The organism is Winogradskyella pacifica (assembly GCF_003386275.1).
In the GTDB taxonomy this organism is placed as follows: domain Bacteria; phylum Bacteroidota; class Bacteroidia; order Flavobacteriales; family Flavobacteriaceae; genus Winogradskyella; species Winogradskyella pacifica.
Genome location: NZ_QREI01000003.1, coordinates 196,021 through 209,373, shown reverse-complemented (window position 1 = coordinate 209,373; position 13,353 = coordinate 196,021). Strand labels below are relative to the sequence as shown.

Genomic DNA, 13,353 nt, shown 5'->3' with positions numbered 1-13,353 from the left:
TAGGACGATGGTTAATAACACTAACTATTATAATAACATCATCAATTATATTTTAAAGGTCATAACTGGCAAGGTGGAATGATTTGCAATATCTTCAGAAACACTACCTTCAAATAAATGCGATAAACCTTTTCTACCATGTGTTGCCACAGCTATAAGATCTGCACCAATAACATTAGAAAAATTGAGAATTCCTTTCTCTATAGAATAATCTGACACAATATTAACTTGGCTTAAGTTGTCTAAATTTCCTTCTGCTTTTCCTAAAAAGTGAGATACACGTTTATCTATTTCAGAAGAACTTTTAAAATTCCCATCAGGTGAATTCACATATACCAAGTGTAATTTTGTACCAAGCAAGTCAAAAATCGCTTTGGCTTTTAAGTAAGGCGCCACAGTTTCTTCAGAGAAGTCGCAAGCAAATACTGCATTTTCAAAATCCATTAAAATCGGATTGTGTTTAATAACCAACACAGGAATATCAGAATGCCGTACTACTTTTTCGGTATTAGAACCTACAAACACTTCTTTAAAACCACTTGCTCCCTGAGAGCCCATAATTATTAAATCTGCATGGTGGTCAGCAGCCACCATATTCACTTCACTCCACACTTTAAAATGTTTCACTATTGGTGTAAGTGTAATACCTTCTAAATAGGGTTTATCTAAAAAGCTTTCAAATTTTTGCTCCGCAAGTTTTAAATAAAAAACAGCTTCTTGATTTAAAGCTTCGCTTGCAGACGAAATAATTGCATTAGACAACTCTAACATGTGTAATACAATAAGTTCAGATCCATACTTTTGAGCTAAGCTAGCTGCAGCTTCGAGCGCAAATTCGGAATGTTCTGAAAAATCTACTGGTACAATTATTTTTTTCATGTTTTTTTATTTTTTAATTGTCACATGCTGTTCGCTATTAATTACCCCTTAAGATAATTAAATTTTGAATAGGCGTGTTCCATTTTTTAATATTAAATAGTCATTGAAAACAACTGTGTTTCTGGTTTTTTGCGCTGTAATAGCAAATCGAAAGCCATACATATATTCCTTATAAAAGCTTTTCCTTTCTCGGTTACAATGACTTGTTTATATTCAAATTGCAGTAAACCGTCCAATTCAAATTCTTTTAATTTAACAAGTACTTCTGGTAATTCTTTAAACACTAACGATTGATCCTCCCAATCTGTTTTAAAATGACACATTAGATTAAGGATGTGTTTTCTAATCACTAAATCTTCGTCGTTTAGAATATGGCCTTTAAACACCGGAATAATATTGTGCTCTAACAAATGGTAATACTCCTCATTAGATTTAACATTTTGAGCAAACCCATACCAACTATCACTAATTGATGACACTCCCAAACCAATCATAGCTTGTGTTTTAGAAGCTGTGTACCCCATAAAATTACGATGCAAAGTGCCCGTTTTTATGGCTTTATAAAGCGAATCCGTTTTTAAAGCAAAATGATCCATTCCTATTTCTACATAACCTGCTGCTTCAAAATACTGTTTTCCTGTTTCGTATTGCTGACGCTTAGAATCTGGTGTTGGTAAATCTGCATCACTAAATCCGCGTTGACCATTTCCTTTTATCCATGGCACATGCGCATAACTATAAAATGCAATACGGTCTGGCATTAAGGATTTTGTTTTATTTATGGTTGCAATAACATCGGTTTCTGTTTGAAATGGCAATCCAAAAATAATATCATGCCCCACAGAAGTATAACCAATTTTACGCGCCAAATCTGTAGCACGTTTTACGTTTTCGAACGGTTGAATACGGTTAATTGCTTTTTGAATGTTAAGATTATAATCCTGAACTCCATAACTAACACGTCTAAAGCCTAAATCATATAAGGTTTGTAAATGTGCTTCTGTGGTATTATTAGGGTGACCTTCAAAACTAAACTCATAGTGTTCTGCCAATTCAGCATCCTTTAATAATTCAGAAATTAAATAATGAAGATGTTCTGGCGAAAAAAATGTCGGTGTGCCTCCACCGAGATGTAATTCTTTAATCTTTGGTTTGCTTCCTAATAGCTCCAAATACAAACTCCATTCTTTTAAAACCGCTTTTATGTATGGAGACTCTACTTCGTGTCGTTTTGTAATGCGTTTATGGCAACCACAAAAGGTGCATAAGCTTTCGCAAAATGGTAAATGAATGTATAAACTTAAGCCTTCAGACGTATTACTTTCTTCAAAAGAACGCTTTAAAGATGCTTTCCATTGGATTAAAGAAAAGGAGTCTAAATCCCAATACGGAACCGTTGGATAACTCGTATAACGAGGACCTGAAACATTATATTTAGTAATTAACGATTGACACATAGCTTTTTATTCAAAGTCAAAATTACTAGTAAGCCTACTCTTAAAATATGATTTTTATCATATTAGATTTTTATTGTTTAAAATAAATAATAGTTTCAACTTTCAACATACTAACCAACAAACCCTTAGTTGTAGTACTACAAACTTAAAATTACATATTGTTAACTCAATACCTAATATCTTTAACACATCTATTAGTCTTATTTGGTTTCTTATTAATATCTAACTACTTTTATATCTAATTAACAAAACACTAACCAATGAAAAATATAAGATTATTTGCACTTGCGTGCACTGTAGTATTTGCAACCTCGTGTAAAGAGACAAAAAAAGAAACAGAAACTACTGTTGAAACTGATTTTGAAGAAATCGTAAACGAAGATGCTACTGAGAAAAATTTATCCGTTTCACTATACCCAAAAAGTGGTAGTAGCGTAGAAGGTACTATTAACTTTAGTGAAAAAAATGGTTTTGTAACCATGGTTGGTACTGTTACCGGTTTAGAAGAAGGTGAACATGCCATCCATATCCATGAAAAAGCAGATTGTTCTGCAGAAGATGGCACATCGTCTGGTGGACATTGGAATCCTACAGGTCAGCCACATGGTGCTTGGGGAGCAGAGACTGGTTATCACAAAGGTGATATTGGTAATCTTACTGCCAATGTTAACGGACGTGCTACAATTACGAAAACTACAGATGAGTGGTGTATTGGTTGTGGAGACGAGACCAAAGATATTTTAGGAAAAGCAGTTATCGTACATATTGGAGTCGATGATTTAACAACGCAACCTACTGGTGCCGCTGGTGCACGTGTTGGTTGTGCAGGAATTATTGAATAACCTCATAATACATACATAACATTAAATTGTTAGAATAATTGCGGCGATTCTTCTTCCCCATTACTGCGAAAGATTCTAAATAAAAAATCGCTAATACATGGAATTAGAATTACTGGTAAAACAGTTTCAAGATAAAAATCACGCCGCTTTTGAAACGCTTTATGGCATGTACCACAAAAGCATACATGGAGTCGTTTACAATATTGTTAAAGATACTGCTATTGCAGACGAGCTTATGCAAGATGTCTTTATAAAAGCATGGCATAAATCGGAAACTTACTCTTCAAAAAAAGGACGCTTTTTTACGTGGATTCTTAATATAGCGCGCAATGCAGCTATAGATAAGACACGTTCTAAAGCGTTTAAACAATCCAAACAAAACCTAAACACTGATTATTTCGTAGATATCATAGCCAGCCATGATAATTTAGACGACAGTACGGATGCCATTGGTATTAAGAAATTTGTAACGCAATTAGGCGAAAAATGCAAAGCAGTAATTGAGCTCCTTTATTTTAAAGGATTTACTCAAAAAGAAGCTTCGGAAGAATTACAAATGCCAATTGGTACTATTAAAACGAGAAACCGGAACTGTATACAACAATTAAGAGATATGGTATTGTAATATGGATATAAACGCATACATAGAGTCAGGTATTTTAGAGCTATACGTAGCTGGGAAACTTTCTGAAACAGAAAATCAGGAGATCTATGAACTTTTACAACAGCACCCAAAACTGTTACAAGAAGTTTTAGAGATAGAAGGAGCTGTCCTTAAATTAACAGCAGCAGTATCGCCAAGAGCAAAAGGTTTTGAGTCTATTAAGGCCAGATTAGATGCCGAAAACACTAAAGTTGTACAACTGCCACCTAGACAAACTAATTGGATAAGTTATACAGGTTGGGCAGCCTCAATTCTATTAGCCGCAGGTTTATTTTGGACTTTAAATCAGAACACCGATTTAGAACAACAATTACAAACCGCAGATATAGAAAACCAGTATCTCGAAACACAGATAGAAGATGCCAGAACCGATTTGGCAGCCACTAAAAACCTATTAAATGTAATAAGAGATAAAGACATTATTGCTGTACCACTTGGTGGCCAAGGTGATTTTGCCTCTAGCTTTGCAAAAGTTTATTGGAATAAAGCCGACAATACTATTTATTTAGATGCAGAAGGTCTACCTAATGCACCAGAAGGAAAAGTTTGGCAAGTATGGTCGCTAACCTTAAATCCGTTAACACCTACGAGTTTAGGAACCATAGACGATTTTAATACCGACGACAATAAAATATTTACCATAGCCAATGCTAACGAAAGCCAGGCCTTTGGTATTACTTTAGAACCCGAAGGTGGAAGCGATGGTCCTACAATGGAACAACTTTACACACTTGGTGTTGTGGCGAGTGCGCCTTAAATCAAAGTATTTTTACACATAACATATAAAAGCCACCTTGTGAAAACTTGGTGGTTTTTTGTGTAAAATCAGACGTGACTTTACGTATAGAAGTTTAATTTGTTTTGGTTATTTTTATAAACGTAAATAAGCTTAATAGTATTCTTATCCTAAAATTAAAATGGGATAATAGTAACTTTTGGGGTTATAATACTAGTTGTGTGTAATGCAAAAAACCGACGAACTGCGATAAATTATGAAACAAGAAATCAAAGACGAAGCAATTGAACAACTTGAAAAGGATATACTTTTTGGGTTTGAAAATGGAGATGATTTACTTGAAAGTATAAGTGAAATGTTTTATGACGAAAGTGATTTCGATGAAAAGTGGTTAAAAAAAGAAATCGACATTAGATTAAAAAAACATCAAACTGAAAGTCTAAAATGGGAAAAACCAACCGATTTTGATAGATTGGTAAAATCCTTTGATGAACTGAATAAAAATAAAATCGTTTCTCTTCACAGATCTGGTTATACGAAAAGCGACGGAGAAGAAGATTGTTCTGAAATTATTACCGAACTGAAAGAAATCGGATTTAGTACTAAAGGATATTGCTATTATCATACACAGGATTTAGAAAGAGCAATTGCGGAAGAAAAGATGCTCTTTATAGGTTTTGACAGTTATAATCGTGATGATGAACTTGCGAAAGAAGTTGCCGAAAAAATTGTTAGTGTTTTAACAGATAATGGATTTAAAACTAAATGGAATGGTTCAATCGACACACGAATTGAAATCATAAATATCAATTGGAAAAAAACAGTTGACAATATCGATTACAATTATGGACGAGTATTTGAGATTATCGAAAAGTACCATAAACCAGAAAAAGATAATATTGAGGATAAGAGTAAAAAAGCATTTTGGAAAATATGGTAGCAGAAAAGCACTACACACAACACAGTATAAAAATAATTGCGGTTTAGTGCTTAATTAAAAGGTCGTTGCGTGTTTGTAACGTCTGATTTTCCTGCGGAAAATCCTCGCATACAAACCCGCAACTATTCTTATACATAAACGTTATATGCAAGCCTATGAAAAACATCCTACTTACATTTTTAATTCTAACAGTATTTAGCTGTCAAGAAAAAAAGAAAGAAATTAGATCTAAAATTACAACAGAAAAGAAAATTGAGAAAAAAAATGAAGTTGTAATTAGCGTAAATGATACTATAAGTTCATTTTTCACAAACCTTTTCGTGGATGAAATGCAGGACAAACCTGATATGTTATATCTTGGACAGAAAGAAAATAAAACAACAGTAACAATACCAACGCAAAATTCAATCAAAATAATTGGTGGAGACCCATTCTTTTCATTTTTCTATGAATTGCAGCTTGAAAAAGGAGACAGCCTTCTAATAGGAACTGAAAACATAGTCATTAACCAATCGAAACAAATTGAATATCCGATATTTACATTATTGAATAGCGATAAAAATTGGAGTGAAACAAACTTCAATTATCTTTTATACAATTACAATTTAAAAAGCAAAGCAATAGTAATCGATGAAAATAAATTTCAAAATAACAAGTATGATTTAGAAAAAACATACAAAAACTCAATTATATTATTGGATAGCCTAAAGTCAAATAAAAGCGTTTCAGATAATTTTTATTCAACAACTAAAATTAATCAAAAAATAAAGTTTGCCACTTCCAAAATAAGAGAAGCCAAAAATAAAAATCTAGTATTAGAAATTGAGAGTTTAGGTGTAAAACTTAATGAAGAAGAATTACTTGACAATAAAGAATATGTAAGTTTCTTGAGAGCATTGATTTTATACAAATATTTTAAAGAAGATAAGCGAGTTAAGAATTCTGTTTTATTCGACTTTGTCAATGAACAAGAAACATTTTTGAACGAATCTGCAAAGGAGGTTTTATTGGACTCTTATCTTAAAAATATTTTCTTCGTTGAAAAACCAAAATTTAACAAGTATCTGACAAAGTTTCAATCTGCTTGCAATAATGATAAAATTAAAAACAAATGGAATTCTATTGTTGACAAAGAAAAGACGAATTCAAATAAACTAAATACAGCTAATAGAACTGTCGGAATTTTGACTAATCTTGTTAATGACGATGAATTGACCTTTGAGCAAGTACTTGCAAAGCATAAAGGGAAAATTGTTTTAGTAGATTTTTGGGCAAGTTGGTGTGCACCCTGTCGAAAAGAAATGCCATTTTTAAAAGATTTAAAATTAAAGTTCAATGAAACAGAACTTAAAATTATTGAAATTTCAATTGATAAGGACTATTCAGCTTGGTTAAGAGCATCAAAATTAGAGAATCTGTCAAATGAAATAGATAATTATATAATATCAAATTGGGAAAAATCTAATCTTTATAAAAATTATAATATTAAAACTATTCCTAGATATTTACTTTTTGGAAAAGATGGTAAAATTATTGACGAAAATGCACCAAGACCAAGTGAAAATGAACTAATTGAACTGATAAAGGCCAGCATATAACAAAGTACAGTGGCAAAAAACAAGTAAAACCTCATTAATTTTTCACTATGGTACTTTTATAATTTCCATCATATATTAATCCCGATTTAGCTAGTGCAAAAGCCTGTTTTAGTAGTTTATTACACACGGCAATTAATGCTAATTCTTTACGCTTTCCTTTGGCTACTATTCGCTCATAGAGATCTCGGCAAGCCTTGTTTTGCTTACAAGCATTAAAACTGCACATAAATAATAAGTTTCTCAGTTTCTGTTTTATCCTTAAATTTAAAGAATTGTAAACTTAAGCTGCATACAATTAATCAACTGACTACAGACCACTTACAAAAATAACTATGAGATTTTCAAGAGTTAGAAATCTTTACTAACTTAGTTGCCACACCACGCAACTAACTCATACACAATACCATTACACCTAACTAACACAAAAATCATGAAAACATTAATAAATATGATTAAAACGCTATCATTTTTAACTTTGTTCATCATTACTTTAATTGGTTGTAATTCAAAAAACAAAGAGTCTATTAAAGACACACAAAAAGCAACTTCCCAAAATGCCCTTTCAGCTGTGATTGACTCTATTCATTCAGATATAAATAACGGATATTATGGATTAATTGACCGTTTTATGGTTATTAAAAATGACGAGTTATTAGCAGATTTTAAATATGGTCAAGACTATGAATCTATATTTAAAAAATATGACACAACCAATCATCAATACAATTTCAATAGTACGGATTGGCATCCTTACTACAAGGAGACTGAATTGCATACACTTCAATCTGTAACCAAAAGTATTACCTCGATTCTTGTTGGTATTGCCTTGGTTTTAAACAAAGACTATAATGTTAGTAACAAAGCAATGCCTTTGTTAAATGATACTCACATTACCCCTAAAGATAAAAGAAAACAAAATATATCCATTGAAGATTTATTAACGATGAGAAGTGGATTACAATGGAATGAAGAGACTGACCATAATGACACTACAAATGACTGTTATAGGCTAGAATCAAGCGATAACTGGATAGACTATGTTTTGAGCAAGCCTATGGATACCATACCAGGAACAACATTTGTGTATAATGGTGGAGGAACAGTTCTTTTAGGTAAAATCATTAGAACTATTACAAACAAGCGCATTGACCATTGGGCAGAAGAAAAATTATTTGAGCCACTCGGTATTACAGACTATTATTGGAAAGAAACACCTGATGGAGAAATTGATACAGAAGGAGGTTTATATCTTAAGGCAGAAGACTTGGCTAAAATTGGTTCGTTGCTTTTGAATAAAGGGAAATGGAACGGTAAGCAAATTGTATCTGAAAGTTGGGTCACAACATCCACAAGCCCTTTACTTAAAAACGTAAAACCCCAATGGCGAAATGTTACGGGATACGGGTATCAATGGTGGATTCCTAAATATACGGACAATGGCAAAACCAATATTTATTCCGCCAACGGATATGGAGGCCAGTATTTAATGATGGCACCTGAAGACAATTTAATAATCATTTTTAATGGTTGGAATATAAATGATGAACCACAAAAGTCAACTTATAGCGTTTTACAAGACAGAATAATCCCGACACTTAAGAAAAAATAACTGAGCACAATAACGTACGTCGCTCACAGAAAAATAGTGGACCACTCTAAGGTAATACATATTTGTAAGTCCTACAATTTTTTTAATTTGGTTTATCGAAAAGAAAAGGTAATACGAAAATTAAAAAAGTTGGCTCATGATTAACCGAAAAATTATCGCTAACTCACACGCTACAAGCTACATAAAACACCATTAGACAACATTTAACAAACACTATCGAATGAAAGAAAATTTGTTGACAATATCTATATTCTTGGTTTTAACAATCTCATGTACGAGTTGTCATTCTCAGAAGAAAATCAAAAACCTGGTAGGTATTGAAGTTTCAACGGACTCAATAAATGCTTTTCTCAAATCGAGAATGGATTCATTAAATATTCCCGGACTTTCGATTGCAGTTATAAATGATAGTAAAGTAGCTTATCACAAAACTTTTGGATTTGCCAACGCAGAAAAAAAATTACCAGTTACCAACAAAACCATTTTCGAAGCTGCATCAATATCGAAATCAGTATTTGCTTTTTTTGTAATGCAATTTGTTGAGGAAGGTAAATTAGATTTAGATAAACCCTTGTACGAATATTTACCATATGAAGACATTGCCAATGATGAAAGATATAAGAAAATAACAGCAAGAATGGTTTTAAGCCATAGGTCAGGATTTCCAAATTGGAGAGAAAATGAAGATGACAGAAAACTTAAAATTAAGTTCAACCCCGGAACAGCTTATGAATACTCTGGGGAGGGATATCAATATCTTGCTATGGTTTTGAAAAAAATAGAGAATACGGATTGGGACGGTTTAGAAACTCTTTTTCAAAAGAAAGTAGCAAAACCATTGAAAATGAAACATACGGTATTTATACCAACATCTTATACAGAAAAAAACAAAGCAGAACCTTATAACAATCAAGGTGAATGGATTGATTTAAAAAATGATTATTGGTTTAAAAAAGATAAAGGCAAATTCGTCGCACCTTCTTCACTGCAAACCGAACCAATAGATTTTTCAAAATGGATGATTGGACTAATGAATAAAAAAATCTTATCTAAAGAAAGTTATTCAGAATTGCTAAAACAACATTCAAAAATATCTACATCGTCAACTGGAATTAGTGTCTATTATGCTTTAGGCTTTTTAACAGCTGATAAAGTTTATAGTAACACCTATTTTCACGGAGGAGACAACGCCGGATTTACGTGCTTTTATCTTATTGAAACAGAAAAAAAATGGGGTTATATTCTTTTTACCAATTCAGAGTATGGAGAAAAACTCGGAAATGAAGTGTGGAATTATTTTGAAAAAGAGAGTGAATAAAAAACGTTGCCTAACAACCTACTTTAGTAAAAAACACGTAAAAGCTAATTAACTCTTCTCTAAAGTCCCCCTTATAGCTTCTTTCAACTATTAATCCCGATTTAGCTGTAGCATTTTTATAGTTTATTACAGATCGCTATTAATGTTAATTTTTCGCACTTTCTATTGACTACAATTCGCTTGTAAAAATCTCGGTATAAGTTATTTATTCCCAAACAGAGAAACCGAACATAAATAATACATTTCTCAATTTCCGCTTTATACTTAAATTTAATAAGTTTTAAACTTAAGCCGTTTAGAAGTAATTGCTTGTCCTAGTCTACTTACGAAAACCCTAATGGATTTTCTATTAAGTTTATATTTACTAACTTTCGTGCTTAATCTCGCAACGCCCTAGCGCAATGCGCAGACGAAACATACCATAACCAAATCTATCAATCACAAACTTATTAAAAATGAAAACATCTACATGTATCATCTTATTACTCTTACCATTCTTTGCTTTATCTCAAATAACACTGAATCAAACCGATAATTTTGAAGATTACACGACTAAGAACTGGACAAAAGGAGATAATTCAGTATTACCAAATCAAAACATTTTAACCGATGGTCCTGATGGCACAGATGATAAATTTCTAAGAGTACAATCAAATGGTGGAAACGGGGCAGATTCTAAACTAGTAACATTCAATAATGCACAATGGCAAGGGGATTATAATGCTGCTGGTGTGACTTATATTTCTATGGATGTTAGAAATTCGGGTTCTGAAATCATTTTATTACGTTTAGCTTTTGAAGGATTTTCGACTAGTAGACGGTATAGTTCTACCAATCCCATTGCTGTTATACCAGGACAAGGTTGGCAAACCATAGTATTCCCAATTGATGCAAATTCATTAACTAATATTACCACTTCGGGCCTTGGTTACAATAGTACCTTCGATGATGTTAGAGAATTCCGTATTCTTCACAATGACGTACCAAGTTGGGACGGAGATCCTATTGAAGCGCTATTAGACATCGATAATATTACTGCAAGGAACGATGATATGGGTTTAGCAGACCTAGGTGAGCCTAAAATAGCTTTAAATCTAATTGATGATTTTGAAGGTGTTACTACTGAGAACTGGACAAAAGGAGATAATTCAACACTACCAAATCAAAACATTTTAACTGATGGTCCTGATGGCGTAGATGATAATTTTTTAAGAGTAGAATCAAATGGAGGAAATGGCGCAGATTCTAAATTAGTAACATTTAATAATGCACAATGGCGAGGGGATTATAATGCTGCTGGAGTGACTTATATTTCTATGGATGTTAGAAATTCGGGTTCAGAAATCATGTTATTACGATTGGCTTTTGAAGGATTTTCAACCAGTAGACGATATAGTTCTACCAATCCCATTGCTGTTATACCAGGACAAGGCTGGCAAACCATTGTATTCCCAATTGATGCAAATTCATTAACTAATATTACCACTTCGGGCCTTGGTTACAATAGTACCTTCGATGATGTTAGAGAATTTCGTATTCTTCACAATGACGTACCAAGTTGGGATGGAGATCCTATTGAGGCAATATTGGACATCGATAATATGCAGGCAAGGAACGATGATATGGGCTTAGCTGATTTAGGTGAGCCTAAAATATCCTTAAATTTAATTGATGATTTTGAAGGTGTTACTACTGAGAACTGGACTAAAGGAGATAACTCAACATTACCAAATCAAAACATTTTAACCGATGGTCCTGATGGTGCAGACGATAACTTTCTAAGAGTACAATCTAATGGAGGAAACGATGCAGATTCTAAATTAGTCACATTTAATAATGCACAATGGGAAGGAGATTATAATGCTGCTGGCGTGACTTATATTTCTATGGATGTTAGAAATTCTGGCTCATCTATAATTATATTAAGATTGGCTTTTGAAGGATTTTCGACTAGTCGAAGATGGAGTTCTACCAACCCTATTGCTGTTATCCCAGGACAAGGATGGCAAACCATTGTATTCCCGATTGATGAAAACTCATTAACCAATATTACGACCTCTGGTCTTGGTTACAATAGTACTTTCGATGACGTTAAAGGCTTCCGTATTCTTCATAATGACACACCTAGTTGGGATGGAGATCCTATTGAAGCTACATTAGATATCGATAATATCCAAGCAAGAAATGAAACTTTGAGTATAGTTACTATTGAAGAACCTACACAACAAATTAAAGTATATCCTAATCCATCAACGGACTTTATTCAAGTGAACGGCATGTCAGAGGAGTTTGAATATTCTATTTTTGATATTACGGGTAAAGAAGTGATGAAAGGACAGTCTAAAAATCAAAATCGTGTTGATATTAGCAACTTAGTTAAAGGCACCTATTTTATAAATATAGAGTCTTATAGTACATTTAAGTTTCTTAAAAATTAAACAGGACTACCAAAATAGAGCTAAATAAGAATACGCAGAGCAAACAAGGACTATAAGTCATTGTTTGCTCTTTATCGTTTCAGACCATAATTCACCTATTTTATATACGGTTTTTATGTATTAAATTAAGGGCTTAAATTCCGTAACGAATCCGACATTAACACTTTGACATTTATCATTAGAACATACTCGAATAAAAACACAGAAAAATGATTAAAAGAAACCTTATATCTATTTTAATAATAATATCCTGTATTATGAGTCTTCTAACTATTGATTTTTCTAATATTTCAGAACCAAAGCATTATTGGTCGTTGATTTTATCTTCATTTATTATTTCAGCATCAGTAGTATTAGTCTTCATTACAGAATCAAAGTTTAAGAAAAACAAAGAATCTGAATAAAACAACACCATTACAACAAAGCAAACCTCAACACCATTCAATAAAATGGCCTATAAAAAAAAGTGATCTGAATTTTTAAATCGTTTTTACACAAAAAATTTTATCCCGATATATGGTGTGATGACACGATGTTTTATATTTAGATAACGAGTTATCAGTAATCTATAAAAATCGTTTGATTTTAAAAACATGATACCTTCTATTAAATCTTTTAAAGACTCGCTTTTTAATTTACCTAAGCAGATTTAAAATTGTAAGTATTGAATATAATCATTAGCTTTGTAACTCGTTAATTTTAATACAAATGACTGCATTTCACTTTCTATACATTGAAAAAGAAACTTTAGGGATCGCGCGGTCATTATCTTATTTGCATGACGATATCTTTTTGAAAAATTCTAAAGAATTCATTAATTAATCCCTGTTACGACTCAAAACAGGGCTACACTTTATTATTCTTAAATTTTA

11 protein-coding genes and 1 pseudogene are annotated in these 13,353 nt (G+C 32.4%); 9 read left to right on the top strand and 3 right to left on the bottom strand.

Annotated elements, in window-relative coordinates:
- Positions 1 to 45: 45 nt before the first annotated feature.
- A complete protein-coding gene (locus DFQ09_RS08050) occupies positions 46 to 879 on the bottom strand; it encodes a universal stress protein (RefSeq protein ID WP_115809192.1) in 834 nt (277 codons plus the stop codon).
- A 92-nt stretch (positions 880 to 971) separates the two neighbouring features.
- Positions 972 to 2,336, bottom strand: coding sequence for an oxygen-independent coproporphyrinogen III oxidase (gene hemN / locus DFQ09_RS08045; protein ID WP_115809190.1), 1,365 nt, complete (start codon positions 2,334 to 2,336; stop codon positions 972 to 974).
- 260 nt (positions 2,337 to 2,596) lie between these two features.
- On the opposite strand from hemN, the gene DFQ09_RS08040 reads away from it, so the two are divergent.
- The 5 genes from DFQ09_RS08040 (at position 2,597) to DFQ09_RS08020 (ending at position 7,116) form a co-directional block, all read left to right on the top strand.
- Positions 2,597 to 3,178 (top strand): superoxide dismutase family protein, encoded by a 582-nt coding sequence (locus tag DFQ09_RS08040; protein WP_115809188.1) that lies wholly within the window; start codon positions 2,597 to 2,599, stop codon positions 3,176 to 3,178.
- A gap of 97 nt (positions 3,179 to 3,275) precedes the next feature.
- The gene (locus tag DFQ09_RS08035; RefSeq protein ID WP_115809186.1) at positions 3,276 to 3,803 is read left to right on the top strand and encodes an RNA polymerase sigma factor; all 528 of its coding nucleotides are present in this window, start codon (positions 3,276 to 3,278) and stop codon (positions 3,801 to 3,803) included.
- Position 3,804: 1 nt separating this feature from the next.
- A complete protein-coding gene (locus DFQ09_RS08030; RefSeq protein ID WP_115809184.1) occupies positions 3,805 to 4,599 on the top strand; it encodes an anti-sigma factor in 795 nt (264 codons plus the stop codon).
- Between the two features lie 235 nt (positions 4,600 to 4,834).
- Positions 4,835 to 5,518, top strand: coding sequence for a DUF6891 domain-containing protein (locus tag DFQ09_RS08025; protein ID WP_115809182.1), 684 nt, complete (start codon positions 4,835 to 4,837; stop codon positions 5,516 to 5,518).
- A 155-nt stretch (positions 5,519 to 5,673) separates the two neighbouring features.
- Complete coding sequence (locus DFQ09_RS08020) at positions 5,674 to 7,116, top strand: TlpA family protein disulfide reductase (protein ID WP_115809180.1); 1,443 nt, start codon at positions 5,674 to 5,676, stop codon at positions 7,114 to 7,116.
- Between the two features lie 34 nt (positions 7,117 to 7,150).
- Here the strand turns inward: DFQ09_RS08020 and DFQ09_RS19085 are convergent.
- Positions 7,151 to 7,366, bottom strand: a pseudogene (locus DFQ09_RS19085) (IS110 family transposase); the annotation flags it as partial.
- Positions 7,367 to 7,546: 180 nt separating this feature from the next.
- On the opposite strand from DFQ09_RS19085, the gene DFQ09_RS08010 reads away from it, so the two are divergent.
- The 4 genes from DFQ09_RS08010 to DFQ09_RS18890 all read left to right on the top strand — a co-directional run bounded on the left by DFQ09_RS08010 (position 7,547) and on the right by DFQ09_RS18890 (position 12,885).
- Complete coding sequence (locus DFQ09_RS08010; RefSeq protein WP_115809178.1) at positions 7,547 to 8,725, top strand: serine hydrolase domain-containing protein; 1,179 nt, start codon at positions 7,547 to 7,549, stop codon at positions 8,723 to 8,725.
- Between the two features lie 220 nt (positions 8,726 to 8,945).
- Positions 8,946 to 10,043: a serine hydrolase domain-containing protein gene (locus DFQ09_RS08005; RefSeq protein ID WP_115809176.1), complete on the top strand. Its 1,098-nt coding sequence runs from the start codon at positions 8,946 to 8,948 to the stop codon at positions 10,041 to 10,043.
- Positions 10,044 to 10,498: 455 nt separating this feature from the next.
- Positions 10,499 to 12,481, top strand: a complete 1,983-nt coding sequence (locus DFQ09_RS08000; protein ID WP_115809174.1) for a T9SS type A sorting domain-containing protein — start codon at positions 10,499 to 10,501, stop codon at positions 12,479 to 12,481.
- A 257-nt stretch (positions 12,482 to 12,738) separates the two neighbouring features.
- On the top strand, positions 12,739 to 12,885 hold the full coding sequence (locus DFQ09_RS18890; protein ID WP_181897159.1) for a hypothetical protein: 147 nt from the start codon (positions 12,739 to 12,741) through the stop codon (positions 12,883 to 12,885).
- The last annotated feature ends 468 nt before the right edge of the window (positions 12,886 to 13,353 follow it).

What these genes read in the sequence shown, in the direction of transcription:
- DFQ09_RS08020 (WP_115809180.1), top strand. Translation starts at nt 5,674, where the DNA reads ATGAAAAACATCCTACTTACATTTTTAATTCTAACAGTATTTAGCTGT.
- DFQ09_RS18890 (WP_181897159.1), top strand. Translation starts at nt 12,739, where the DNA reads ATGAGTCTTCTAACTATTGATTTTTCTAATATTTCAGAACCAAAGCAT.
- hemN (WP_115809190.1), bottom strand. Translation starts at nt 2,336, where the DNA reads ATGTGTCAATCGTTAATTACTAAATATAATGTTTCAGGTCCTCGTTAT.
- DFQ09_RS08000 (WP_115809174.1), top strand. Translation starts at nt 10,499, where the DNA reads ATGAAAACATCTACATGTATCATCTTATTACTCTTACCATTCTTTGCT.
- DFQ09_RS08005 (WP_115809176.1), top strand. Translation starts at nt 8,946, where the DNA reads ATGAAAGAAAATTTGTTGACAATATCTATATTCTTGGTTTTAACAATC.
- DFQ09_RS08050 (WP_115809192.1), bottom strand. Translation starts at nt 879, where the DNA reads ATGAAAAAAATAATTGTACCAGTAGATTTTTCAGAACATTCCGAATTT.
- DFQ09_RS08010 (WP_115809178.1), top strand. Translation starts at nt 7,547, where the DNA reads ATGAAAACATTAATAAATATGATTAAAACGCTATCATTTTTAACTTTG.
- DFQ09_RS08030 (WP_115809184.1), top strand. Translation starts at nt 3,805, where the DNA reads ATGGATATAAACGCATACATAGAGTCAGGTATTTTAGAGCTATACGTA.
- DFQ09_RS08040 (WP_115809188.1), top strand. Translation starts at nt 2,597, where the DNA reads ATGAAAAATATAAGATTATTTGCACTTGCGTGCACTGTAGTATTTGCA.
- DFQ09_RS08025 (WP_115809182.1), top strand. Translation starts at nt 4,835, where the DNA reads ATGAAACAAGAAATCAAAGACGAAGCAATTGAACAACTTGAAAAGGAT.
- DFQ09_RS08035 (WP_115809186.1), top strand. Translation starts at nt 3,276, where the DNA reads ATGGAATTAGAATTACTGGTAAAACAGTTTCAAGATAAAAATCACGCC.